The following is a 22,660-nucleotide window of genomic DNA, read 5'->3' as shown; positions in this document are numbered from 1 at the left end:
GGGGTATACCAGGTGTACGCCGTTAGCGGGTGGTGCGACGATGGAGCTCATGGGGGATGGTGCAAGACTGCTGAACACTCGTCAGAACCGTGGCCGCCACGGTCCGGCGGGGGAGCTCATGCTGCCCGCCACCACTGACCCGTCCGCCCCGGAGGCCCTGCTCCCGGGCGCGCCCGCCGGCCCGCACGCCACCACGTCCGCCGCCGCCCTGCTCCCCGCCCCCCGCGCCGCAGAACCGGTCACGCCGGGCGTCCCCGTCGCCCTCACCGCCGCCGACATCGCACGCGCTGCCGGGCTGCCCGCCGGAGCCGTGGACGACGAGGGCGCGCCCTTCGAGCTGCCCGACGAGGACACCCTCGCGCTGCGCGAGGAGGCGGAAATAGAGGCCCGCCACCGCCGTGCCGCCGACCACGGCGACCCGGGCGCCATGAGCGCGCTCGGCACCCTGCTGCTGCGCCGCGGCGACCTCGACGGCGCGGAGCCGTACCTGCGCGCCGCCGTCCAGCACGGCGACCGCCCCGCAGCCAACAACCTCGGCCTGCTGCTGCACCAGCGCGGCCGCGCCGACGAGGCCGCCGGGTGGTGGCGCATCGCCGCCGTCGCCGGCTCCGCCGCCGCCGCGCACGCCCTCGGGCGGCACTACCGCGAGCGCGGCGACGAGCCCGGCGCCGAGTACTGGCTGCGCCAGGCCGCCGAGTCCGGCCACGTGCTGGGCGCCTACGCGCTCGCCGACCTCCTCGACCACCGGCGGGACGGGGAGGCCGAGCGGTGGTTCCGCGCCGCCGCCGAACACGGCCACCGCGAGGCCGCCTACCGCCTGGCCCGCTTCTGCGCGGCCCGCGGCGAGAGCCACGAGGCCGAGCAGTGGTTCCGGCAGGCCGCCGCGCGCCGCCACCGCCGTGCCGCCCTCCGGCTGGGGAATCTGCTGGAGGAGCGCGGCGAGACCAAGGAGGCCACGCACTGGTACCTCACCGCCGCGCGCGACGGCGAGGCCAAGGCCGCCTGCGCGCTCGGCTTCCTGCTGCGCGACTCCGGCGATATCGACCAGGCCGCCACCTGGTGGCGCCGCGCCGCCCAGGCCGGGGACGGCAACGCCGCCAACGCGCTCGGCGCGCTGCACGCCCAGGAGGGCGAGCCGCAGACCGCCGAGCGCTGGTACCGCGCCGCCCTGGAGGCGGGCGACATCAACGGCGCCTACAACCTCGGCCTGCTGTGCGCCGGCCAGGACCGCGCCCCGCAGGCCGAGCAGTGGTACCGCAAGGCCGCCTACGCCGGGCACCGGGAGGCCGCCAACGCGCTCGCCGTCCTGCTGCTCCAGCACGGCGACGCCGAGGGGGCCGAGCCGTGGTTCTCCAAGGCCGCGGAGGCCGGCAGCATCGACGCCGCCTTCAACCTCGGCATCCTCTACGCCGGGCGCGACGAGCCGGCCGCCGCACGCGTCTGGTACGACCGCGCCGCCGCGGCCGGGCACGCCGGAGCCGCGCTCCAGGTGGCCATCGCCCTCCAGCGCGAGGGCGACCACCACGGAGCCGAACGCCACCTGCGCTGCGCCGCCGGCGGCGGCAGCCCCGAGGCCGCCTTCCGCCTCGGCGCGCTCCTCGACGCCCGCGCCCGCGAGTTCGAGGGCGCGGAGGCCTTCGGCGACGAGGCCGCGGAGTGGTACGAGCGGGCCGCGCGGCAGGGGCACAGCCGCGCGCAGGTGCGGCTCGGCATGACCGCCGCACAGCGCGGCGACATCGAGCTGGCCGCGCACTGGTACCGCCTGGCGGCGGAGGCCGGCTCCCGCAACGGGGCCTTCAACCTCGGCCTGCTGCTGGCCCGCGAGGGCAGCGAGCCCGAGGCCGCGCTGTGGTGGACCCGCGCCGCCGACGCGGGCCACGGCCGCGCGGCCCTGCGTCTCGCCCTCCTCTCCGCGCGCCACGGCCGCCTCGCCGACGCGCAGAACTGGTGCGCCCGCGCCATGGACTGCGGCCCGGCGGAGGTCGCCGAACGCGCCGGCCGCCTGACGGCTGCGCTGACGAGCGAGCTCACCGCGTAGCCCGCGGGGCCCGCCGCCACGGGCCCGCTCCAGGCTGCGCCCGCGCCGCCGGGTACGCCCCGGGGGCCGCCGTCTTCCCGGGGCGCAGCCCTGCGGGGGACTGCCGTGCGGGGGAGGCCCGTGCTGCTCCGCTGTCCCCCTCCGGGAAGGGATTTGCGCTGATCAAACGGCCTGGGCTAAGGTAAGGGCACAACGACGCGGGGTGGAGCAGCTCGGTAGCTCGCTGGGCTCATAACCCAGAGGTCGCAGGTTCAAATCCTGTCCCCGCTACCATGGACGAAGGCCCGGAGGCATTGCCTCCGGGCCTTCGTTTTTTGTTCTGGTTCGGGCAAAGTCCGGGCATACCCGGTGGAGGCGGGCACCGCGGAAGGGAATGCTGAAGAGAGGATGAACTGACGGATCCTCAGGAGGCGCGTGTGTGGCGGTGGCTGCGGAGGCGGAACCGGCGGGACCGAGGCGATGCGGCAGCCGAGGCCCGCGCACGCTGGGCCGCGTGGTGCGAAGTGGCGGAGCGCGGCGGGCCCGCGGCCGCGGACGCACTGCTCCGCCGCCTGCTCGGGCTGCCCGTCCAGGGCGCACCGGGCGAGCGCGAGGCCGCCCTCGCCGCGCTGGCCGCGGCCCCGCCGCGGCTGCTGCTCCGCCTCGACCTCGCCGCCCGCCGCACGGGCACCCCGCAGGCCGCGGGCGGGGACGGACTCGGCCTGCTCCTGCGGTCGTTCGCGTCCGACGGGCACGTCCGGGAGGCCGCCGTCACGGCACTCGCCGGGCGCGGCGGCCCCGTGGCCGCGGCCGGTCTCGCGCTGCGCAGCGCCGACTGGGTCGAGCCGGTCAGGGCCCGGGCGACGGCCGCGCTGCTCGCACGGACCGCCCCCGACGAGGTGGCCGCCGCCGTCCGCGTCCTGCTGCGGCTCGCGGGCCGCCGCCGTACGGCCTCCCTCCTCACCGACTACCGCAGGCTGCTGTGCCGCCCCCCGTACCGCCGCGCGCTGCGCGCGCTCGCCGCCGACCCGGACGGCCCCGCCCGCCGTTTCGGCCTCGCGCTCGCCCTGGAGGCGGGCGAGTACGGCTGCGGCGACCTGCTCGGCACGGCGCTGCACGACCACGACCAGGGATGCCGCACGCTGTGCGCGCAGCGGCTGCTCGACCTCGACCCCGGCCAGGCGGCCCGGCTCCTCCAGGCCCGCGACGCGGCCGTCCGCGAACTCGCCGTCGCCGCGCTGCCCCTCGACGTGCCCGCCACCCGGCTGGTCGCCCCGCTGGCGGACCGCGCGCGCGTGGTACGGGCGACGGCACGCTGGCTGCTGTACGGGCGCGGCGAGCCGCCGTCCGCCGTCTACCGGCGGCAGATCGCCCGCGCGGGGCGGACGACGCCGGCCCGGCATCTCGCGGGCCTCGCCGCCGGGCTGGGGGAGTGCGGTGACGCGGGTGACGTGCCCGTGCTCATGCGGCTGCTGGACCGGCGGCGGCCCGCACCCGCCGCGGTGCGGCGGGCCGCGGTGCACGCGGTGGGGCGGCTGGCGCCGCGGGCCGAACTCGTGGCCCTGCTCGGGCCGCTGGCCCGCGACTCCGATCCCGGGGTCGCCCGGGAGGTCTTCGCGGCGTTCGCCGCGCGGGCGGCGGGCGGGGTCCCGCCGGAGATCCGCCGGCTCGGCTCGGTGCGCCCCGAGCCCGCCGTCCGCCGCGCCGCCGCCCGTCTGTGAGCTCACCACCGTGCGGTGGGGCGGCCGCCGGGCGGCCGTGGAGGCCCCGGGCGCGGCTGCGGCGGAGCGCGTCCCCGCGTCCCTGAGGGCACCGCCCCCGCGGTGGCGAACCCCTACACCGGGGCCGGTGAGCCGGCGACGGCCCAGACGCGGAGGATGTCGCGGACGGAGACGACGCCGACCGGCGCGGCGCCGTCGAGGACGACGAGGTGGCGGAATCCGCCGCGGACCATCGCGGCGGCCGCCTCCTCCAGGGTCCACTGGGGTGCGGCGAAGACGACGTCGGTCGTGGTGTGGGCGTGGGCCGGTTCCTCGTCGGGGCTCATGCCCGCCCCGACCGCGTCGAGGACGTCGCGCTCGGTGAGGATGCCGAGCCCGCAGGCGTCGTTGTCGGTGTCGAGGACGATGGCCGCGCCGACCCGGCGGGCGGACATCAGCTGGGCGGCCTGGCGGAGTGTGTGTGCGGGGCCGATGGTGAGAACCACCGTGCTCATCGCGTCGCGGACCAGCATGGGCAGGCACCTCCTGGCGTGTGCGGCGGTCGTGCGTGCCGGGCCGGCTGCGTCCCTGTGGAGTGCCCGTGAAAGGCTTCACAAATTCACAAGCGGCGGCGCTTTCATCGTCACACGCGCTGGGGGCGGAGGGAAGGGGGCGCGCACCTCACTCGGCCCGCGCGCGGAGGTGCGTGCGGGCGGGGTGCGCGCCCGCACGCCGGGTCAGGAGTCGTCGCCCAGGTAGCCGAGCAGCTCGTCGTGCAGCAGGCCGTTGGAGGCCGCCGCGTTGCCGCCGAAGGGTCCCGGCGTGCCGGCCAGGGACGTGAAGCGGCCGCCGGCCTCGCGGACGATCACGTCGTTGGCCGCCATGTCCCACAGGCTCAGCTCGGGTTCTGCGCAGATGTCGACGGAGCCCTCGGCGACCATCATGTAGGGCCAGAAGTCGCCGTAGCCGCGGGTGCGCCAGCAGTTGCGCGAGAGGTGGAGGAAGTTGTCGAGGCGGCCCAGCTCCTCCCAGCCGCTGAGCGAGGAGTACGCGAAGGACGCGTCCTCCAGGCGGTTCACCTTCGAGACGTGGAGCCGGGTCGCGGAGGACAGGCTGCGCCCGGTGTACGCGCCGCTGCCCGCGGCGGCCCACCAGCGGCGGCCGAGGGCCGGCGCGGAGACCACGCCGACGACGCCCTCGTCGCCCTGCTCGCCGCGCACCACGAGCGCGATGAGGGTGGCCCACACGGGCACCCCGCGCACGTAGTTCTTGGTGCCGTCGATGGGGTCGACGATCCAGCGGCGCGAGCCGGCGCCCTCGCTGGTGCCGTACTCCTCGCCGAGCACCGCGTCGCGCGGCCGCGCCCGGCCGAGCTGGCCGCGGACCAGCTCCTCGGCCTCCTTGTCGGCCTCGCTGACGGGCGTCAGGTCCGGCTTGGTCTCGACCTTGAGGTCGAGTGCCCGGAAGCGGGCCATGGTCGCGGCGTCGGCGGCGTCGGCGAGTACGTGGGCGAGCCGCAGGTCGTCGTTGTAGTCGGGCATGTGCCGAACAGTAGCGCGGCGGTGAGCGCGGGCCCCGGCCGCCGGCCCGTGACGCGGGGCCTTGACAGGCCCTGGCGGCGCGTCAATTCTCCCCGTACGCCCTGTCCGTCCGACCCGCCGCCCGCCGTGGCGGCCCGGAGGCACCGCCTGGAGGCGCTGATGCCTGCCGCGCGAGACGCACTCATGGACGCCGCCTTCGCCGCGCTCGGCGAACGGCCCTGGGCGGCGGTGCGCATGACCGAGGTCGCGGCCGCCGCCGGGGTGTCCCGGCAGACCCTCTACAACGAATTCAGCAGCAAGGACGGCCTGGCCAGGGCGCTCGCCCGGCGCGAGGCCGAGGACTTCCTCGCCGGCCTGGACACCGCGCTGGCGGCGGCACGTGTTGCGGGCGGCGACGCCGGGGACTGCTTCGCCGCGGCCGCGCGCTGGACGCTGTACAGCTCCCGCCGCAGCCCGCTGCTGCACGCGGCCCTCACCGGCCCCGGCGCCGCCTCGCCGGTGCCGGGCGCGGGGCTGGTGGCCGCGCTGCACGCCCGTACGGTCGCCGTCCTGTTCGACGGCTGCCCGCGGCTGCTCCCGGAGGACGTCGGCTGGGCGTGCGAGGCGGCGCTGCGGCTCACGCTGTCGTACGTGATCGCGCCGAGCGCCGACGACGAGGAGTCGTGCCGGCGGATCGGCCAGCTGATCCGCGGTCTGCTCGACCCGCCGGTACGGCGCGGGCGGTGAGCGGGACCGGTGCGGTCAGTGCGAGGAGCCGGAGATCTGCAGGCCGATGACGCCGACGATGACCAGCGAGATCGAGGCGAGCTTGAGCGCGGAGACCAGGTCGCCGAGGAAGGCCATGCCGTAGATCGCGGTGCCCGCGGCGCCGATGCCGGTCCACACCGCGTAGGCGGGGCCGACGTCCAGCTTCTTCAGCGACAGCGTCAGCAGGCCGAAGGAGGCGAGCGCGAACGCGGCGAAGGCGATGGTCGGCCACAGCCTGGTGAAGCCGTGGGACAGCTTCAGGCAGACCGCGAAGCCGGTCTCCATGAGACCCGCGACCACCACCAGGAGCCAGGCCATCGGGCGCCTCCGTTTCGGCTCGTTCGTCGGCTCGTTCCAGCGCGCCGGCACGCACCTCGTCCGTACCGTACGCCGGTTGGCGCCGCTCGCCCCGGCGTGCGCTGCTGATCATCACACAGCGCGGCCGGGGAGTGGAGCGGACTACCGAACCGTACCGGTCAGTCGCCCTCGCGCCGCTCCCGGGTGGCCAGCAGGCGGCGCAGCGAGTCGAGCCGGGCCGGTTCGGCGTGCCCGGCGGCGACCCAGGCGTCCAGCGCGCAGTCCTTCTCGTCGTGCGAGCAGCCGCGCGGGCAGTCCACCGTGCCGGGCTCCAGGTCCGGGAAGGCGTGGATGACGCGCGAGGGGTCGATGTGGTGCAGCCCGAAGGAGCGCACGCCGGGGGTGTCGATCACCCACCCGGCAGCGCCGTCGGGGCCGTCGCCGGGCAGCGGCAGCGCGAGCGCGGAGGTGGTGGTGTGCCGGCCGCGGCCGGTCACCGCGTTGACGTGGCCGGTCGTGCGCTGCCGCTCCACCAGGGCGTTGACCAGCGTCGTCTTGCCCACGCCACTGTGCCCGACGAAGGCGGTGACGCGTCCGGCGAGGCGCTCGTGCACCGCGTCCACGCCCCCCGTCAGCAGCGTGTCGCGCCTGGTCACGACGTAGTCCAGGTCGAGGGCGCCGTACGTCTCCAGCAGCGGGCCGGGCGGTGCCAGGTCGGACTTGGTGAGCACCAGGAGCGGCCGGAGCCCGGCGTCGTAGGCGGCGACCAGGCAGCGGTCGATCATCCGCGGGCGCGGCTCGGGGTCGGCGAGCGCGGTGACGACGGCCAGCTGGTCGGCGTTGGCGACGACGACCCGCTCGTACGGGTCGGTGTCGTCGGCGGTGCGCCGCAGCACCGACCGGCGCTCCTCGACCCGGACGATCCGGGCCAGCGTGTCCTTCGCGCCCGACAGGTCGCCGACGACCGCGACCCGGTCGCCGACCACCGCGGACTTGCGGCCCAGCTCGCGCGCCTTCATCGCGGTGATCTCGCGGTCGCCCACGAGGACGGTGAGCCGGCCGCGGTCGACGGTGAGCACCATGCCCTCGGCGGCGTCCGAGTGCTGGGGGCGGATGTTCGTCCGCGGGCGGCTGCCCTTGCGGTTGGGGCGGACCCTGATGTCGTCCTCGTCCGGGTTCTTGCCGTAGCGCCGCACCGCTCAGCCCCGCCCCGCCGTGCCGCCGCCGTCCGCGGGGCCGGGTGCCGGCCCGGGCCGGGCCGACGCCGCCGACGCCGCGCCGCCGGTCGCGTCGCCCTCCGCCACGTCACCGCCGCCGAGCATCGCCGTCCACAGCTCGGGGAAGTCCGGGAGGGTCTTGCCGGTCGTCGCCACGTTCTCCACCCACACCCCTTCCACGGCCAGGCCCAGCACGGCCGCGGCGGTCGCGAGGCGGTGGTCGTCGTAGGTGCGGAACTCGCCGCCGTGCAGCGGGCGGGGGCGGATGCGCAGGCCGTCGGCGGTCTCGCTGACGTCGCAGCCGAGCGCGCCCAGCTCCTTGGTGAGCGCCGCGAGCCGGTCGGTCTCGTGCAGCCGCAGGTGGGCGATGCCGGTCAGCTCCGACTCCTCCTCGGCGAGCGCCGCGACGGCCGCGATCACCGGGGTCAGCTCACCGACCGCGCCGAGGTCCGCGGTGATGCCGCGCACCCGGCCCGTGCCGCGGAAGGTCAGCGCCCGGTCGCTCTGCTCGTACGCGCCGCCCATCCGGGTGAAGATCTCCCGCAGCGCGTCACCCGGCTGGGTGGTGCGGCGCGGCCAGCCCGGCACGGTGACCCTGCCGCCGGTCACGAGCGCGGCGGCGAGGAAGGGCGCGGCGTTGGACAGGTCGGGCTCCACGGTCAGGTCGCGGCCGAGCAGGGCACCCGGGGTGACCCGCCAGACGTTGCGCTCGCCGCCGTCCTCCGCGGCGTCGACCCGGGCGCCGGCCTTGCGCAGCATGTCGACCGTCATCCGGATGTGGGGCAGGGAGGGCAGCGTCCGGCCGGTGTGCCGGACCTCCAGGCCCTTGTTGAAGCGCGGCCCGGACAGCAGCAGCGCGCTCACGAACTGCGACGAGGACGACGCGTCGACGTCCACCGCGCCGCCGGTCAGCGACCCGGCCCCGTAGACCGTGAGCGGCAGCGAGCCGCGGCCCTCGTCGTCTATCCGGGCGCCCAGGGCGCGCAGCGCGTCGATCACGCCGTGCAGCGGGCGCTCGTAGGCGCGGGCGTCGCCCTCGAAACGGACCGGCCCGTCCGCGAGCGCGGCGACGGGCGGCAGGAAGCGCATCACCGTCCCGGCGTTGCCGACGTCCACGGTGGCCGGGCCGTGCAGCCCGGCGGGGATGATCCGCCAGGCCTCGCCGCCGTCCGGGTTGACGGTCTCGTCGATCTGCACGCCCATGGCCCGCAGCGCCTCCGCCATCAGGACGGTGTCCCGGCTGCGCAGCGGGCGCCGCACCCATCCGGGTTCGGCGGAGTGCGCGGCGAGCACCAGGGCGCGGTTGGTCACCGACTTCGATCCCGGCACCGTGACGGTCGCGTCAACGGCGCCCGGCGCGGTGGGGGCGGCCCACCAGAGGGGGGAGTGCGCGGCGCTGTCGCTCATGAGCCCCAGCGTAGTGGGTCGGGTACGGGGAGATAAGTTGGCGAATGCGTCGAAACCTCCCGGAAACCTGAGGTCATCCGGCGGTCATCGGACCGGAAGGCCCGGTTCCGCGATCGCGTACGGTCATCGCCGGTCATCCGGCGGCGGTACGGGCCCGTCCGCCGTCCGCCCCCGGCGTGCGGCGGGCCGATCAGCGGACCAGCCGGTCAGCGGGTGGGCGGACGAGCGGCTCAGCGCATGAGCAGCCAGCGCCCGCCGCCCACCAGGGAGCACACCGCCACGACGTAGAAGAAGAACAGCCACAGCGCCGCCGGCGTGCCGGTCAGCCGTGCCAGCTGGTCGGCGTCCGACGAGCCGCTGCGGTCCCGGCGGCGGCTCGTCTGCAGCTCCGCGACCGGCCGGGCGCCGCCCGCGAGCAGGAACCACACCACCAGGTACGCGAAGGCCGCCTGCACCTGCGCCTTCGTCAGCCACGACACCAGCAGGAACAGCGCGCCGGTCAGCACCACGGTGAGGGCGCCGTACGCGTTGCGGATCATGACCAGCATCACCAGCAGCAGCGCGGTGGCGCCCCACAGCAGTGCCGTTATGTGGCCGGCGGCCAGCAGGGCCGCGCCCGCGAGGCCCAGCAGCGGCGGTGCGGTGTAGCCGGCGGCGGCCGTGAGCACCATGCCCGGGCCGTGCGGCTTGCCGCGCGAGACCGTCAACCCGGAGGTGTCCGAATGCAGCCGTATGCCGTCGAGCCGCCGTCCCATGAGCAGCGCCACCAGGCCGTGCCCGCCCTCGTGCGCGATCGTGACGGCGTTGCGCACGACCCGCCACACCCCGCCGGAGAGCACCGCGGCCAGCGCCACCAGGGCCGTCGCGCCGACCAGCCAGCGCGGCGGGTCGGCCTGGGTCCCCGTGAGCCGGTCCCACATCTCACTGATGTCCGCGACGTTCATTCGGCGCCCGTCTCCCCACAAGCCGGTGGTTCGTCCACTTTTTTCGTACGTCCGTGCGAGTCGGTTCCCGGTGCCGCCCGCGGTCGTGGCAGTGTGTCATTCATGTGCGGTCGATATGCGGCGAGCCGGAAACCCGAAGATCTCACGGCCGTCTTCGACGTCCGGAAGTGGGACCCCACCGAGGCCCTCGCCCCGGACTACAACGTGGCGCCCACCAAGGACGTCCCTGTCGTACTGGACCGCCCGGTGAAGGACTCCGGTTCCCCGGATCCGGTGCGGCAGCTGCGCGTGCTGCGCTGGGGACTGGTGCCGTCCTGGGCGAAGAGCCCGGACGTCGGCGTCAAGATGATCAACGCGCGCGCCGAGACGGCCGCCGAGAAGCCGTCCTACCGCCGCGCCCTGGCCGCACGGCGCTGCCTGATACCCGCCGACGGCTACTACGAGTGGGTCACCGGGGCGGGCGAGCGGCAGCTGGAGGAGCAGGGCAGGCGCAAGCGCGCCCGCAAGCAGCCGTACTTCGTCACCCCCGCCGACGGCTCGGTCTTCGCCATGGCCGGGCTGTACGAGTTCTGGCGCGACCGCACGCTGCCCGACGACCACCCGCGCGCCTGGTGGACGACGTGCACCGTCATGACGACCGCGGCCGAGACCACCGACCTCGCCGGCTACGACGGGCACGGCCCGCGCGCGCTCGCCGACATCCACCCCCGCATGCCGCTCATGCTCACCCCCGACCGCTGGGACGCCTGGCTCGACCCGCGCACCACCGACCCGGACACCCTCCAGGCCCTGCTGGCCCCGCCGCCGCCCGGCCTGCTGCGCGCCTACCCGGTCGGCACCGCGGTCAGCAACGTCGCGAACAACGGGCCCGAGCTGCTGCACGAGCTGCCCGCGCCCGAGGAGGAGACGCTCTTCTGATGCCCCCCGCACCACCCGCCGGCCCCGGCCGCGTCCAGGACGTCGACACCCCGGCCGGCCCGGCCCGGGTCAGCTGGTACGGCGCCGCACGGCCGCGCAGCGTGCTCGCCCTCGGTCACGGGGCGGGCGGCGGCATCGAGGCCGCCGACCTCGTGGCCCTGGCCGCGGTCCTGCCCGCCGCGGGCGTCGAGGTCGCCCTCGTCGAGCAGCCCTGGCGTGTCGCCGGCCGCAAGCTCGCCCCCGCGCCCGCGACCCTGGACACCGCCTGGGGCGCCCTGTGGCCCGCGCTCGCCGCCCCCGGCCTGCCCGTCGTCGCCGGCGGCCGCAGCGCGGGCGCCCGGGTGGCGTGCCGTACCGCCGAGGCGCTCGGCGCCGCCGCCGTCCTCGCCCTGGCCTTCCCGCTGCACCCGCCGGGCCGCCCCGCCTCCTCCCGCGCCGCCGAGCTGACCGGGGCCGCGGCCGTCCTTCCGCTGCTGGCCGTGCAGGGCGGCCGGGACCCCTTCGGCGCGCCGGCCGAATTCCCGCCGGGCCACCGGCCCGTCGAGGTGCCCGGGGCCAACCACTCCTTCGCCGTCCCCAAGCGCGCCGCCCTCACCCAGGAGGCCGCACTCGCCGTGCTGACCGGTGCCGTCACCGACTGGCTCGCCGGGCTCGGCCACGCCACCGCCCCGTCCGGCGGCCGCACCGGCACCCGCAGCGGCCGCCGCTGAGCCGTGCGGCGCCCGGCCGTACCCGGCCACCGGCCGGGAATGGGTGCAGCCGCACCGGCGTTGTGGCAAGCGTCAGGACGAACAACAGCACCGCAGCAGCTTTGGTGAAGTGGCGAGAGAGGCACCCGCATGGTTTCAGCCGCATGCCGGTCCCGGGCCGGGGCCGCCGATCGGGGGGCGGCAACCGCCCCCTACGTGAACTGGGCCGAGTGGACCGCCGGCGGCGAGCGCAAGGACGCCGCCACGGGTGGGTCGGGCATGTCCCTCGCCAGTGCAATATCCTCCGAGACGAGCGTGTCCGCTTTGGGGCTCGCCGGCGTTTCTGAGGAGGTGGGTCCGGTCACCGGCACCGACGACAGCACGGCGGGAACCGCGGGTGCGTCCGGTCAGGAAGCAGCGGAAAGCAGCGCGGAGCGCGCCCTGCGCTTCGAGCGGGACGCCCTCGGGTTCCTGGACCAGATGTACTCGGCCGCGCTGCGGATGACCCGCAATCCGGCCGACGCGGAGGACCTGGTCCAGGAGACGTACGCCAAGGCGTACGCGTCCTTCCACCAGTTCCGCGAGGGCACGAACCTCAAGGCCTGGCTCTACCGCATCCTCACCAACAGCTTCATCAACTCCTACCGCAAGAAGCAGCGCGAGCCGCTGCGCAGCGGCTCGGAGGACATCGAGGACTGGCAGCTGGCGCGCGCCGAGTCGCACATGTCGACGGGGCTGCGCTCCGCGGAGTCGCAGGCGCTCGACCACCTGCCCGACTCCGACGTCAAGGCGGCACTCCAGGCGATCCCCGAAGAGTTCCGCATCGCGGTCTATCTCGCGGACGTCGAGGGCTTTGCGTACAAGGAGATCGCCGACATCATGGGAACGCCCATCGGCACGGTGATGTCCAGGCTGCACCGCGGCCGCCGTCAGCTGCGCGAGCTGCTGGAGGACTACGCACGTGACCGCGGACTGGTCCCGGCGGGCGCGGGAAGCGAGAAGGGCGCGGATTCATGAGTTGCGGCAACGCGCATGAGACGGACTGCTCGGAGGTGCTGGGGCACCTGTACGAGTACCTCGACAACGAGATGTCCGAGGACGCCTGCAGCAAGTTCCGGCAGCACTTCGAGGAGTGCCACCCGTGCCTTGAGAAGTACGGGCTGGAGCAGGCCGTGAAGAAGCTCGTCAAACGGTGCTGCGGCTCCGACGACGTCCCCACCGACCTCCGGTCGAAGGTCATGATGCGGATCGAGTCCATCCGCGCCGAGCAGTCCACCGCCGAGCCCACGGCGTAGTCCCGTCCCCCGCGGGGGAGTTCCACCCCTGCGCCCCCGGCGGCCGCCCCGCGGGGCGGCCGCCGCCGTATCCCCCGTTCGGGGGACGGAGGGGCGTTGCCCCGCGGGGAGGCGGGGCGGGCCCCTACGGTGGGAAGCGTCAAGGGGGACCCACCCGGCGAGGAGGGGGCGACGTGGCCGAGCGGCGAGCGGAAAGCTTTCTGCCGCGCGCCGCCGCCCTGGTCGCCGCGATGCAGCTCAAGGACCCCTACACCCGCGGCCACGGCGACCGCGTCGGCCAGGCCAGCGCCCTCATCGGCGCGGAACTGCACCTCGCCGAGGACCTCGTGGCGGAGCTGCGGCTCGCCGGCACCCTGCACGACATCGGCAAACTCGCCGTCCCCGGCCGCCTTCTGCGCAAGCCCGGCCCGCTCACCCCCGCCGAGCAGGACACCGTACGGCGCCACCCCCGGCACGGCTACGCGCTGGTGTGCGGCGACCAGGTGCCCGCGGTCGCGCGGGTCGCGGTGCTGCACCACCACGAGCGTTTCGACGGCGGCGGCTACCCGCACGGCCTCGCCGGGCAGCGCATCCCGTGGCCGGCCCGCATCGTGTCGGTCGCCGACGCGCTCGACGCCATGACCTCCGACCGCAGCTACCGCGCGGCGCGCCCGGTGAGCGCCGCGCTCGCCGAGCTGGGCCGGTGCGCGGGCAGCCAGTTCGACCCCGCGGTGGTCGCCGCGCTCTGCCGGGCGCTGGCGCGTCATCCCTGGCCACCGCCCGTGACCCGCACGGTGTACGGACGGCCCGCGTACCGCTCGTAGGCCTTTCGGGTGACGGCGACTCGCCCGGGCGCTGGTGGAGCGGCTCGCCCCGGCATGGTTGGATGCCCACGGGTATGGCAAGGAGGCAGGGAGAGCCCGCTGCCGTACGGCGGCGGGGAGCACACGGAAGTCGGGCTGAGAGCGCGGCCGAAATGTGCGAGGTTGGTGTGTGGAGCCGCTTGTCCGACGACGTACGGGCGGTACGCAATGGGGCCGCACCCCCGCGGTGCGGGCCCTCCGGGGGACGACGTGATCGTGGTGCGGAAGGCGACGTCCTGGCAGTGATCGGCTGAGCGGGCAGGCGGTAACGACGTTGAAGATCTTCGGCAGAGTGCGGCACCGGCCGTCACCCACCTGGCGGCAGGCCACCGACCAGGCGTTCTCACTGATCGACGACGGGCGCTACGAGGACGCGGGCGCGCTGCTGACCCGGGCGGCGGACCTGGAGCCCTGGCTCTCCGAGTCCTGGTACAACCTCGCGCTGCTGCACAAGTACCGGCACGACTGGGCACAGGCCCGCATCGCCGGGCTGCGCGCCGTGGCGCTGCTGGACCGGCCGGTCGGCGCGCCCGACTGGTGGAATCTGGGCATCGCCGCGACAGCCCTCCAGGACTGGCCGCTCGCGCGCCGCGCCTGGCAGGCGTACGGCCTGCGGCTGCCGGCCGGCACCGCCGCCCGCAGCGGCGAGGAGTCGGCGCGGCTGCCGCTGGGCAGCGCCACGGTGCGGCTCTCGCCGGAGGGCGAGGCGGAGGTGGTGTGGGGCCGGCGGCTCGACCCGTGCCGGGTGGAGGTGCTGTCGATCCCGCTGCCGTCGTCCGGGCGGCGCTGGGGCGAGGTCGTGCTGCACGAGGGCGTCGCGCACGGTGAGCGCGCCACCGCGGGCGGTTCGGCCGGGTCGGTCTACCCGGTCTTCGACGAGATCGAGCTGTGGGCGCCGTCCCCCGTCCCGACGTGGCTGGTGCTGCTCGAAGCGGAGGAGCCGGCGGACCGGGACGCGCTGGAGCGGCTCGCCGCGGAGGCCGGCTACGCCGCCGAGGACTGGTCCTCGTCGGTACGCCTGCTGTGCCGGACGTGCTCCGAGAGCCGGATGCCCACCGACGACGGCTCCGCGCACCGGGACCCGCACGACCACGGCGAGCCGGGGCACCCCGGGCACCTCAGCCACCTGAGCGACTCCGGGGGCGGCTCGCACTGGTCCCAGGAGCGCGAGTGCGGGATCGCCGCGCCCGCCGGGCTGGTGCGCGGGCTGCTCGACAGCTGGGTCGCGGACTCGCCCGCCACCCGCGCGTGGCGCGACCTCGAAGAGGTCTGCTGAGCCCTGCGGGGCTCGCGCCCCGCGCCCCGGGCTGCCTCCGGGAGGTGCTCCGGGCGGCCTTCCGCGCGCCCGCCACCGGGGAGGAGCCCCCGTCCTGCCGGGAGAGGCGGCCCGCGGCGTCCCCGGCCGCGCCCGCGCACCGTACCCTGGACGGATCAGTGAACCGGCCTGGAAGGCGATAGCAGAACGATGGCGCAGACCGCTGACACCGCCCCTCCGGAGGAGGGGGAGACGTTCGTCGACGACGTGACCGACGGCGCCGCCCGTGAGGAAGCTCACCGTGCGCGCGGCACCGCGCGCCCGATCACGGTCGTCGGCAACCCCGTGCTGCACCGCGAGTGCCGTGACGTCACCGACTTCGGCCCCGAGCTCGTCGCCCTCGTCGACGACATGTTCGCCAGCCAGCGCGCGGCGGAGGGCGTGGGCCTCGCCGCGAACCAGATCGGCGTGGACCTGAAGGTCTTCGTCTACGACTGCCCGGACGACAACGACGTCCGGCACGTCGGCGTGGTGTGCAACCCCGTGCTGGAGGACCTGCCCGCGGACAGGCGGCACCTCGACGACTCCAACGAGGGCTGCCTGTCGGTGCCGGGCGCGTACATGGAGACACCGCGCCCGGACTACGCGGTGGTCCGCGGGCAGGACCTGGAAGGACGGCCGATCGTCGTGCGGGGCACCGGCTTCTTCGCCCGGTGCCTCCAGCACGAGACCGACCACCTCTACGGGCGGCTCTACATCGACCGGCTCTCCAAGCGCGACCGCAAGGACGTCATGCGCCAGATGGCGGAGGCGACCCCGAAGTTCGCGACCGTGCCGAACGACTGACCCGGCGCCCGGGAGCTCAGAAGTCCTCGTCGAGCGCGACCGAGCCCTCCACCGCCACCTGGTAGGCGGAGGGCCGGCGCTCGAAGAAGTTCGTGAGCTCCTGCACGCCCTGGAGCTCCATGAAGGAGAAGGGGTTGCGGGAGCCGTACAGCGGCGGGAAGCCGAGGCGGGCGAGCCGCTGGTCGGCGACGCACTCCAGGTATTCGCGCATGGAGTCGGTGTTCATGCCCGGCAGCCCGTCGCCGCACAGGTCGCGGGCGAACTGCAGCTCCGCCTCGACGGCCTCCCGCAGCATCTCGGTGACCTCGGCCTGCATCCGCTCGTCGAAGAGCGACGGGTCCTCCTTGCGCACGGTGTCGACGACGTCGAAGGCGAAGCTCATGTGCATCGTCTCGTCGCGGAAGACCCAGTTGGTGCCGGTCGCCAGGCCGTGCAGCAGCCCGCGCGAGCGGAACCAGTAGACGTACGCGAAGGCGCCGTAGAAGAACAGGCCCTCGATGCAGGCCGCGAAGCAGATCAGGTTGAGCAGGAAGTTGCGGCGGTCCTCGTGGGTCTCCAGGCGGTCGATCCTCTCGGCGCCGCGGCCGTCGAAGTTCGCCATCCAGCGGAAGCAGAACTGCGCCTTCTCGCGGATCGACGGGATCTCCTCGACCGCGTCGAAGGCCGCCGCCCGGTCGGCCGGATCGGGCAGGTAGGTGTCCAGCAGCGTCAGGTAGAACTGGACGTGCACGGCCTCCTCGAAGAGCTGGCGGGACAGGTAGAGCCGCGCCTCGGGGGAGTTGATGTGCTTGTAGAGGGTGAGCACGAGGTTGTTGGAGACGATCGAGTCGCCGGTGGCGAAGAACGCCACCAGCCGCCCGATGAGGTGCTGCTCGCCCGGTGTGAGTTTGGCGAGGTCGGCGACGTCGGAGTGCAGGTCGACCTCCTCCACCGTCCAGGTGTTCTTGATCGCGTCCCGGTAGCGCTCGTAGAAGTCCGGGTAGCGCATGGGGCGCAGGGTGAGTTCGAAGCCCGGGTCGAGCAGGTTCTTGGTGTTCGTGGTGCTGGTCATCACTGGCAGGCCTCGCAGGACTCGGGGTTTTCCAGGGAGCACGCGACCGCGTCGGCGGCCGCGGGAGCGGGTACGGGGGCGGGCGCGGCGGCGGGCGCGGAGCCCTGGGCGGCGCGGGCGATCCGGGTCGCCGGGCGCGAGCGCAGGTAGTACGTGGTCTTCAGGCCCTGCTTCCAGGCGTAGGCGTACATCGAGGAGAGCTTGCCGATGGTGGGCGTCTCCATGAACAGGTTCAGCGACTGGCTCTGGTCCAGGTACGGCGTGCGGGCCGCGGCCATGTCGATGAGCGCGCGCTGCGGCAGCTCCCACGCGGTGCGGTACAGCTCGCGGACGTCCGCGGGGATCCAGCCGAAGCCCTGGACGCTGCCGGACGAGTCGCGCAGCGCCTCGCGGGTCTGCTCGTCCCACACGCCGAGCCGCTTGAGGTCGGCCACCAGGTAGGAGTTGACCTGGAGGAACTCACCGGACAGCGTCTCGCGCTTGAAGAGGTTGGAGACCTGCGGCTCGATGCACTCGTAGGAGCCGGCGATCGAGGCGATGGTCGCGGTCGGCGCGACGGCCAGCAGCAGCGCGTTGCGCATGCCGCTCCGCGCGACGCGCTCGCGCAGCGCCGCCCAGCGCTCGGGCCAGGCGGTCTCGACGCCGTAGTGGTCCGGGTGCAGCACGCCCGCGGCGGCCCGGGTCTCCGCCCACGCGGGCAGCGGGCCGTGCCGCTCGGCGAGGTCGCAGGAGGCCTCGTAGGCGGCGAGCATGACCCGCTCGGCGATCTTCGTGGACAGCTCGCGGGCCTCGGCCGAGGCGAAGGGCAGCCGCAGCTTGAAGAAGACGTCCTGCAGGCCCATGACGCCCAGGCCCACCGGCCGCCAGCGGGAGTTGGAGCGGCCCGCCTGCTCGGTCGGGTAGTAGTTGATGTCGACGACCCGGTCCAGGAACGTCACCGCGGTGTGCACGGTCTCGTCCAGCCGCGCCCAGTCCATCGTCCCCGCGGCGGTGACGAACGAGGAGAGGTTCACCGAGCCGAGGTTGCACACGGCCGTCTCGGAGTCGTCGGTGACCTCCAGGATCTCCGTGCACAGGTTGGAGGAGTGGACGGTACGGCCGGGCAGCGCGGTCTGGTTGGCGGTGCGGTTGGCGGCGTCCTTGAACGTCATCCAGCCGTTGCCCGTCTGCGCCAGGGTGCGCATCATGCGGCCGTACAACTCCCGTGCCGGGAGGGTGCGCTGGGCCAGCCCGGCCGCCTCGGCGGCGCGGTAGGCCGCGTCGAAGTCGTCGCCCCACAGGTCGACGAGCTGCGGCACGTCGGCGGGTGAGAACAGCGACCACTGCGCGTCCGCCTCGACCCGGCGCATGAACTCGTCCGGTACCCAGTGCGCCAGGTTCAGGTTGTGCGTACGCCGGGCGTCCTCACCGGTGTTGTCGCGCAGCTCAAGGAACTCCTCGACGTCCGCGTGCCACGTCTCCAGGTAGACCGCCGCGGCGCCCTTGCGGCGGCCGCCCTGGTTCACGGCCGCCACGGAGGCGTCCAGCGTCTTCAGGAAGGGCACGATGCCGTTGGAGTGCCCGTTGGTGCCGCGGATGAGCGAGCCGCGGGCGCGGATCCGGGAGAAGGGCAGGCCGATGCCGCCCGCGTGCTTCGACAGCCGGGCCACCTGGTGGTAGCGGTCGTAGATCGAGTCCAGCTCGTCCAGCGGGGAGTCCAGCAGGTAGCACGACGACATCTGCGGGTGCCGCGTACCGGAGTTGAAGAGCGTGGGGGAGCTGGGCAGGTAGTCCAGCGCGCTCATCAGCCGGTAGAGCGCGGCCACCTCGTCCAGCGCCGGCGCGCTCTCGTCCTCGGCCAGCCCCGCGGCCACCCGCAGCATGAAGTGCTGCGGGGTCTCGATGACCTGGCGGGTCAGCGGGTGGCGCAGCAGGTAGCGGGTGTGGAGGGTGCGCAGGCCGAAGTAGCCGAAGCGGTCGTCGGCGCCCTCGGCGAGCGCCCGCTCGACCAGGGCGTCGAGCCGGGCCGCGTGCCGGGCGGCGAAGGCGGCGGTGCGGTCGGCGATCAGGCCCTCGCGGTGCCCCACCGCGATCGAGGCCGTGAAGGACACCGCGCCCTGCGACGCCGCCTCCTCCGCGATCGTGGCGGTCAGCAGCCGCGCCGCCAGCCGCGAGTACGCCGGGTCCTCCGGGATCAGCCCGGCCGCCGCCTCGGTGGCCAGCGCCCGCAGCTCCGCCGTGTCCGCGGCCGCGGAGCGCCCCCGCAGCGCCGCGGCGGCGACCCTGCCGGGGTCGGTGTCGGGAAGGTCGGTACACAGCTCCACGAGGGTGCGCAGCAGTTCGGCGCTGTCGGGCGCGCCGGGGGTGGCGTGGGCTGCGGGGGCTTCGGGCGCGATGGTCACGGTGATGCGGTCTCCCTCGTGAGCGGCGGCGGCCACGCGGGAGGGACGGAGGGGGCCGCGACCGCCGGTGAGGGCATGCCGGACCGCGTCCGCGAGCCCACTCCACGAGGCCCGGACACAGCGGCGTCACGGTCTGCCGACCGGGGCGCCGTCTGCCGGCAGGCGATCGGGCTCCGCCGCCGCGCGCTCCGGCACGCGGCAGCTCACCGTTGCGGGGCAGCGCCGGATTCGCACCGGCTTCCCCTGCGGGCAGCGGAGTTGAGCATACATCTTGTGTCGCGGTGTGCCGCGCAGCCCCAGATGTTGTGTCGCGAGGCCGTGTGTTTTCGGGGGCGCCGCTGCCCCGCCGGATACACCACGGGCGCGGGCCGTGACGGCCCGCGCCCGTGGTGGCGGCTTGCCCGCGCGGTTTCCCGCGCGGCCGCTACGCGGGCTCGGGCAGGCCCGGGGCGACGGCCGGGTCGGCCGGCGCGGTGGGGTTCGGGACCTCCGCGGACGCCTCGGCGGTGTAGTCGGCCGGCACCGTCTCGTCCTCCCCGGCGGGAGCCTTGAACGCGCGCAGAACGAGGGTCAGGACGATCGTGACGCCCGCGTTGAGCACGAAGGCGGTCAGGCCGATGTAACCCTTCTCACCGATCCAGGGGATCATGTCCGCGTTGCCGCCGAAGTGCGACTGCGCGGGGCTGGACTGCTCGTACGCCTTCCACGTGCCGTAGAACATGCCGGCCGCCCAGCCGGCGAGCAGCGCCCAGCGGTGGAACCAGCGGGTGAACAGGCCGCCCACTATGGCCGGGACGGTCTGGAGGATCCAGATGCCGCCCAGCAGCTGGAAGTTGATGGCCACGGTCTTGTCCATGGTGAGGACGAAGACCAGCGCGCCGACCTTGACCACCAGCGAGACCAGCTTGGAGACCTTGGTCTCCTGGGCGGGGGTGGCGTCCGGCTTGATGAGGTCCTTGTAGATGTTGCGGGTGAAGAGGTTGGCCGCGGCGATGGACATGATGGCCGCGGGGACGAGGGCGCCGATGCCGATCGCGGCGAAGGCGACACCCGCGAACCACGAGGGGAAGACGTTCTCGAAGAGCTGCGGGATGGCCAGCTGGCTGTTGTAGCCCTTGCCGCCGATGCCGTCCGCGATGGCCATGAAGCCGAGCAGCGCCAGCAGGCCGAGCATGAGCGAGTACAGCGGCAGGATCGTGGTGTTGCGGCGGATCGTGTCGCGCCGCTTGCCGGACAGCACGGCGGTGACCGAGTGCGGGTAGAGGAAGAGGGCCATCGCGGAGCCCATCGCCAGCGTGGCGTAGGCCCACTGGGCCTGCGGGCCGGTCACCAGCGAGCCGCGGGGTGCGCCGGTGGCGGGGTTCTTGACCTTGAAGGCGTCGTCCGCCTTGCTGAAGATGTCGTCGAAGCCGCCGAGCTTGTAGGGGATGTAGATGATCGCGACCAGGATGACGATGTAGATCAGCGCGTCCTTGACGAACGCGATGAGGGCCGGCGCGCGCAGCCCGGAGGAGTAGGTGTACGCGGCGAGCACACCGAAGGCGATGAGCAGCGGCAGGTCCTTGACGAACCAGTTCGTCCCGTCGCTGCCGCCGACGCCCATGACGTCCAGCACCGACTGGATGCCGACGAGCTGGAGCGCGATGTACGGCATCGTGGCGATGATTCCGGTGACCGCGACGGCCACCGAGAGGCTCTTCGAGCCGAACCTCCCGCGGATGAAGTCCGAGGAGGTCACGTAGCCGTGCCGGTGCGAGACCGACCACAGCCGGGGGAGGAAGAGGAAGACCATCGGGTAGACGATGACCGTGTACGGGACCGCGAAGAAGCCCGCGGCGCCGGCCCCGAAGATCGCCGCCGGAACGGCGACGAAGGTGTACGCGGTGTAGAGGTCGCCGCCGAGCAGGAACCAGGTCACCCAGGTCCCGAAACTCCGCCCGCCCAGGCCCCATTCGTCCAGGTGCAGCGGGTCGGCGGCACGCCGCCAGCGCGCGGCGAAGAAGCCGAGCACCGTGACGGCCAGGAAGAAGAAGATGAAGACGCCGAGTGCGACGCCGTTGACGCCGTCCTTCACTTCCCGTCACCTCCCTTGCGTGCCCGCTCCTCGCGCCGTACGAGGACGTACGCGGTGGAGGTGAGCGCGGCCGCCACCGGCACCCAGGCCATCTGGTACCAGTAGAAGAAGGGGATGCCGATGAAGGCGGGCGTCAGCCGCGCGTAGGAGTCGACCCAGAGCAGGGCGACGATCGGCGCGAGCAGGCAGAGCGCGGCGACGACCCGGGTGGGGGTGACGACCGGTGGCCGTGGGCCCGGAGGTGCTTGTGACATGGTGAGGTGCTCCCGTCCCCTAGAACAGCGTGTAATGGCCAGGAAATCTAGGGGAGGCTAGCGGCGGCCGTCACTACCCGTGCACGGATCCGTTCCCAGGTCAGCCGCGAGAGTGACCGGGAAGCACCGGTACGTGCACCGGTTCAGTCGGTGGGGCGGCTGAGGCGGGCGACGAACTTGTACCGGTCGCCGCGGTAGACCGACCGCACCCACTCGACCGGCTCGCCCGTGGTGTCGATCGAGTGCCGGGAGAGCATGAGCATCGGCAGGCCCACGTCCGTGCCCAGCAGCCCGGCCTCGCGCGGGGTCGCCAGCGACGTCTCGATGGTCTCCTCCGCCTCGGCGAGCCGGACGTCGTAGACCTCGGCCAGCGCGGTGTAGAGCGAGGTGTACTTGGCGAGGCTGCGGCGCAGCGCCGGGAAGCGCTTGGCGGACAGGTGGGTGGTCTCGATCGCCATCGGCTCGGAGTTGGCGAGCCGCAGCCGTTCGATGCGCAGCACGCGGCCGCCCGCCTTCATGTCCAGCAGCCCGGCGAGCCGGTCGTCGGCGGTGATGTAGCCGATGTCCAGCAGTTGGGAGGTGGGTTCGAGGCCCTGGGCGCGCATGTCCTCGGTGTAGGAGGTCAGTTGCAGCGCCTGCGAGACCTTGGGCTTGGCCACGAAGGTGCCCTTGCCCTGGATGCGCTCCAGCCGGCCCTCGACGACCAGCTCCTGGAGGGCCTGCCGGACGGTGGTGCGGGAGGTGTCGAACTCGGTGGCGAGGGTGCGTTCGGGCGGCACGGGCGTGCCGGGCGGCATGGTCTGCGTGATGTCCAGCAGATGGCGCTTGAGCCGGTAGTACTTGGGCACCCGCGCGGTACGGCCGGCGGTGCCGCCCGTCGTTGTGTCCGCACTGGTGACCGCGTCGCTCTCCATGACGTCTACTCCCGACTGGGCTCGTGCTGCCGTGGTCCGGCTCCTCCGCTGATCGCGGCTCACATGGTGGCACGCGCGGCTCCGCGGGAGAGAGGCGGCGGGGTCCTGGTCCCCCTCAGGTGTCGGTCCGATAACAGACCCGACGGGTGTTCTTATACACCCTTGACACCCCTAAAGGTCTAGGCCAAGCTCCCCGTACTGGTCTAAACCATTAACGACCAAATCCCAGACCCACGAGCAAGTATCGGACTCCGCGTCGTACGCGGAGTCC

The 22,660-nt window shown here is 74.1% G+C and carries 20 protein-coding genes, 1 tRNA gene, 1 pseudogene and 1 riboswitch; of the genes and pseudogenes, 11 read left to right on the top strand and 11 right to left on the bottom strand.

The window, feature by feature from the left end:
• Positions 1-118 precede the first annotated feature (118 nt).
• The 3 genes from ACH4SE_RS27090 (at position 119) to ACH4SE_RS27080 (ending at position 3,738) form a co-directional block, all read left to right on the top strand.
• Positions 119-2,038, top strand: a complete 1,920-nt coding sequence (locus tag ACH4SE_RS27090) for a tetratricopeptide repeat protein (RefSeq protein WP_398546090.1) — start codon at positions 119-121, stop codon at positions 2,036-2,038.
• A gap of 196 nt (positions 2,039-2,234) precedes the next feature.
• Positions 2,235-2,311 (top strand) — tRNA-Met (locus ACH4SE_RS27085).
• Between the two features lie 230 nt (positions 2,312-2,541).
• The gene (locus ACH4SE_RS27080; protein ID WP_398546089.1) at positions 2,542-3,738 is read left to right on the top strand and encodes a hypothetical protein; all 1,197 of its coding nucleotides are present in this window, start codon (positions 2,542-2,544) and stop codon (positions 3,736-3,738) included.
• Positions 3,739-3,851: 113 nt separating this feature from the next.
• Here ACH4SE_RS27080 and ACH4SE_RS27075 read toward each other — a convergent pair whose 3' ends face one another.
• A complete protein-coding gene (locus ACH4SE_RS27075) occupies positions 3,852-4,250 on the bottom strand; it encodes a cyclic nucleotide-binding/CBS domain-containing protein (protein WP_398546088.1) in 399 nt (132 codons plus the stop codon).
• A 204-nt stretch (positions 4,251-4,454) separates the two neighbouring features.
• Positions 4,455-5,258, bottom strand: a complete 804-nt coding sequence (gene hisN / locus ACH4SE_RS27070; RefSeq protein WP_398546087.1) for a histidinol-phosphatase — start codon at positions 5,256-5,258, stop codon at positions 4,455-4,457.
• Between the two features lie 159 nt (positions 5,259-5,417).
• On the opposite strand from hisN, the gene ACH4SE_RS27065 reads away from it, so the two are divergent.
• Positions 5,418-5,984 carry a TetR/AcrR family transcriptional regulator gene (locus ACH4SE_RS27065; RefSeq protein ID WP_398546086.1) on the top strand — a complete coding sequence of 189 codons (567 nt, stop codon included), beginning with the start codon at positions 5,418-5,420 and terminating at the stop codon, positions 5,982-5,984.
• Between the two features lie 15 nt (positions 5,985-5,999).
• Here the strand turns inward: ACH4SE_RS27065 and ACH4SE_RS27060 are convergent, their stop codons facing one another.
• From ACH4SE_RS27060 to ACH4SE_RS27045, 4 genes are all read right to left on the bottom strand, one after another.
• Positions 6,000-6,323: a DMT family transporter gene (locus ACH4SE_RS27060; protein WP_398546085.1), complete on the bottom strand. Its 324-nt coding sequence runs from the start codon at positions 6,321-6,323 to the stop codon at positions 6,000-6,002.
• Between the two features lie 158 nt (positions 6,324-6,481).
• Positions 6,482-7,498 (bottom strand): ribosome small subunit-dependent GTPase A, encoded by a 1,017-nt coding sequence (gene rsgA / locus ACH4SE_RS27055; protein ID WP_398546084.1) that lies wholly within the window; start codon positions 7,496-7,498, stop codon positions 6,482-6,484.
• 3 nt (positions 7,499-7,501) lie between these two features.
• The gene (gene aroA, locus ACH4SE_RS27050; RefSeq protein WP_398546083.1) at positions 7,502-8,926 is read right to left on the bottom strand and encodes a 3-phosphoshikimate 1-carboxyvinyltransferase; all 1,425 of its coding nucleotides are present in this window, start codon (positions 8,924-8,926) and stop codon (positions 7,502-7,504) included.
• Between the two features lie 230 nt (positions 8,927-9,156).
• A complete protein-coding gene (locus tag ACH4SE_RS27045; protein ID WP_398546082.1) occupies positions 9,157-9,870 on the bottom strand; it encodes a M50 family metallopeptidase in 714 nt (237 codons plus the stop codon).
• A 102-nt stretch (positions 9,871-9,972) separates the two neighbouring features.
• Here ACH4SE_RS27045 and ACH4SE_RS27040 point away from each other — a divergent pair, with 102 nt between their 5' ends.
• The 7 genes and pseudogenes from ACH4SE_RS27040 (at position 9,973) to def (ending at position 15,715) form a co-directional block, all read left to right on the top strand.
• Positions 9,973-10,788: an SOS response-associated peptidase gene (locus ACH4SE_RS27040; RefSeq protein WP_398546081.1), complete on the top strand. Its 816-nt coding sequence runs from the start codon at positions 9,973-9,975 to the stop codon at positions 10,786-10,788.
• Positions 10,788-11,498 carry an alpha/beta family hydrolase gene (locus tag ACH4SE_RS27035; protein ID WP_398546080.1) on the top strand — a complete coding sequence of 237 codons (711 nt, stop codon included), beginning with the start codon at positions 10,788-10,790 and terminating at the stop codon, positions 11,496-11,498. The genes ACH4SE_RS27040 and ACH4SE_RS27035 overlap by 1 nt, the downstream gene beginning before the upstream one ends.
• A 330-nt stretch (positions 11,499-11,828) precedes the next feature.
• A complete protein-coding gene (locus ACH4SE_RS27030; protein ID WP_398546199.1) occupies positions 11,829-12,494 on the top strand; it encodes a sigma-70 family RNA polymerase sigma factor in 666 nt (221 codons plus the stop codon).
• Entirely contained in the window at positions 12,491-12,772 is a 282-nt protein-coding gene (gene rsrA, locus ACH4SE_RS27025) for a mycothiol system anti-sigma-R factor (protein ID WP_398546079.1), read from the top strand. The genes ACH4SE_RS27030 and rsrA overlap by 4 nt, the downstream gene beginning before the upstream one ends.
• 218 nt (positions 12,773-12,990) lie before the next feature.
• A pseudogene (locus ACH4SE_RS27020) lies at positions 12,991-13,539 on the top strand (HD-GYP domain-containing protein); the annotation flags it as partial.
• Positions 13,540-13,888: 349 nt separating this feature from the next.
• On the top strand, positions 13,889-14,890 hold the full coding sequence (locus tag ACH4SE_RS27015; RefSeq protein WP_398546078.1) for a tetratricopeptide repeat protein: 1,002 nt from the start codon (positions 13,889-13,891) through the stop codon (positions 14,888-14,890).
• A 189-nt stretch (positions 14,891-15,079) separates the two neighbouring features.
• The gene (def, locus tag ACH4SE_RS27010; RefSeq protein ID WP_398546077.1) at positions 15,080-15,715 is read left to right on the top strand and encodes a peptide deformylase; all 636 of its coding nucleotides are present in this window, start codon (positions 15,080-15,082) and stop codon (positions 15,713-15,715) included.
• Positions 15,716-15,731: 16 nt separating this feature from the next.
• On the opposite strand, the gene ACH4SE_RS27005 is transcribed toward def, so the two are convergent.
• The 5 genes from ACH4SE_RS27005 to ACH4SE_RS26985 all read right to left on the bottom strand — a co-directional run bounded on the left by ACH4SE_RS27005 (position 15,732) and on the right by ACH4SE_RS26985 (position 22,389).
• Positions 15,732-16,766 carry a ribonucleotide-diphosphate reductase subunit beta gene (locus ACH4SE_RS27005; RefSeq protein WP_398546076.1) on the bottom strand — a complete coding sequence of 345 codons (1,035 nt, stop codon included), beginning with the start codon at positions 16,764-16,766 and terminating at the stop codon, positions 15,732-15,734.
• Complete coding sequence (locus ACH4SE_RS27000) at positions 16,766-19,147, bottom strand: ribonucleoside-diphosphate reductase subunit alpha (protein WP_398546075.1); 2,382 nt, start codon at positions 19,145-19,147, stop codon at positions 16,766-16,768. The genes ACH4SE_RS27005 and ACH4SE_RS27000 overlap by 1 nt, the downstream gene beginning before the upstream one ends.
• A gap of 160 nt (positions 19,148-19,307) precedes the next feature.
• Positions 19,308-19,419, bottom strand: a riboswitch (cobalamin riboswitch).
• A gap of 152 nt (positions 19,420-19,571) precedes the next feature.
• Positions 19,572-21,221, bottom strand: coding sequence for a monocarboxylate uptake permease MctP (gene mctP, locus ACH4SE_RS26995; RefSeq protein WP_398546074.1), 1,650 nt, complete (start codon positions 21,219-21,221; stop codon positions 19,572-19,574).
• Positions 21,218-21,475, bottom strand: a complete 258-nt coding sequence (locus ACH4SE_RS26990) for a DUF3311 domain-containing protein (RefSeq protein ID WP_398546073.1) — start codon at positions 21,473-21,475, stop codon at positions 21,218-21,220. The genes mctP and ACH4SE_RS26990 overlap by 4 nt, the downstream gene beginning before the upstream one ends.
• 143 nt (positions 21,476-21,618) lie before the next feature.
• Positions 21,619-22,389, bottom strand: coding sequence for a GntR family transcriptional regulator (locus ACH4SE_RS26985; protein ID WP_398546072.1), 771 nt, complete (start codon positions 22,387-22,389; stop codon positions 21,619-21,621).
• Between the last annotated feature and the right edge of the window lie 271 nt (positions 22,390-22,660).

It is taken from the genome of Streptomyces sp. NPDC020983, assembly GCF_044333485.1.
Taxonomy (GTDB): domain Bacteria; phylum Actinomycetota; class Actinomycetes; order Streptomycetales; family Streptomycetaceae; genus Actinacidiphila.
The sequence above is the reverse complement of the archived record's forward strand: the minus strand, read 5'-3'. Positions and strand labels throughout refer to the sequence as shown.

Bases quoted from the DNA above. Each gene is read 5' to 3' on its own strand.
- rsrA (WP_398546079.1), top strand. From the start codon at position 12,491: ATGAGTTGCGGCAACGCGCATGAGACGGACTGCTCGGAGGTGCTGGGG.
- ACH4SE_RS27035 (WP_398546080.1), top strand. From the start codon at position 10,788: ATGCCCCCCGCACCACCCGCCGGCCCCGGCCGCGTCCAGGACGTCGAC.
- ACH4SE_RS26985 (WP_398546072.1), bottom strand. From the start codon at position 22,389: ATGGAGAGCGACGCGGTCACCAGTGCGGACACAACGACGGGCGGCACC.
- ACH4SE_RS27045 (WP_398546082.1), bottom strand. From the start codon at position 9,870: ATGAACGTCGCGGACATCAGTGAGATGTGGGACCGGCTCACGGGGACC.
- hisN (WP_398546087.1), bottom strand. From the start codon at position 5,258: ATGCCCGACTACAACGACGACCTGCGGCTCGCCCACGTACTCGCCGAC.
- aroA (WP_398546083.1), bottom strand. From the start codon at position 8,926: ATGAGCGACAGCGCCGCGCACTCCCCCCTCTGGTGGGCCGCCCCCACC.
- ACH4SE_RS27040 (WP_398546081.1), top strand. From the start codon at position 9,973: ATGTGCGGTCGATATGCGGCGAGCCGGAAACCCGAAGATCTCACGGCC.
- ACH4SE_RS27005 (WP_398546076.1), bottom strand. From the start codon at position 16,766: ATGACCAGCACCACGAACACCAAGAACCTGCTCGACCCGGGCTTCGAA.
- ACH4SE_RS27075 (WP_398546088.1), bottom strand. From the start codon at position 4,250: ATGCTGGTCCGCGACGCGATGAGCACGGTGGTTCTCACCATCGGCCCC.
- ACH4SE_RS26990 (WP_398546073.1), bottom strand. From the start codon at position 21,475: ATGTCACAAGCACCTCCGGGCCCACGGCCACCGGTCGTCACCCCCACC.
- ACH4SE_RS27060 (WP_398546085.1), bottom strand. From the start codon at position 6,323: ATGGCCTGGCTCCTGGTGGTGGTCGCGGGTCTCATGGAGACCGGCTTC.
- ACH4SE_RS27065 (WP_398546086.1), top strand. From the start codon at position 5,418: ATGCCTGCCGCGCGAGACGCACTCATGGACGCCGCCTTCGCCGCGCTC.
- def (WP_398546077.1), top strand. From the start codon at position 15,080: ATGGCGCAGACCGCTGACACCGCCCCTCCGGAGGAGGGGGAGACGTTC.
- ACH4SE_RS27090 (WP_398546090.1), top strand. From the start codon at position 119: ATGCTGCCCGCCACCACTGACCCGTCCGCCCCGGAGGCCCTGCTCCCG.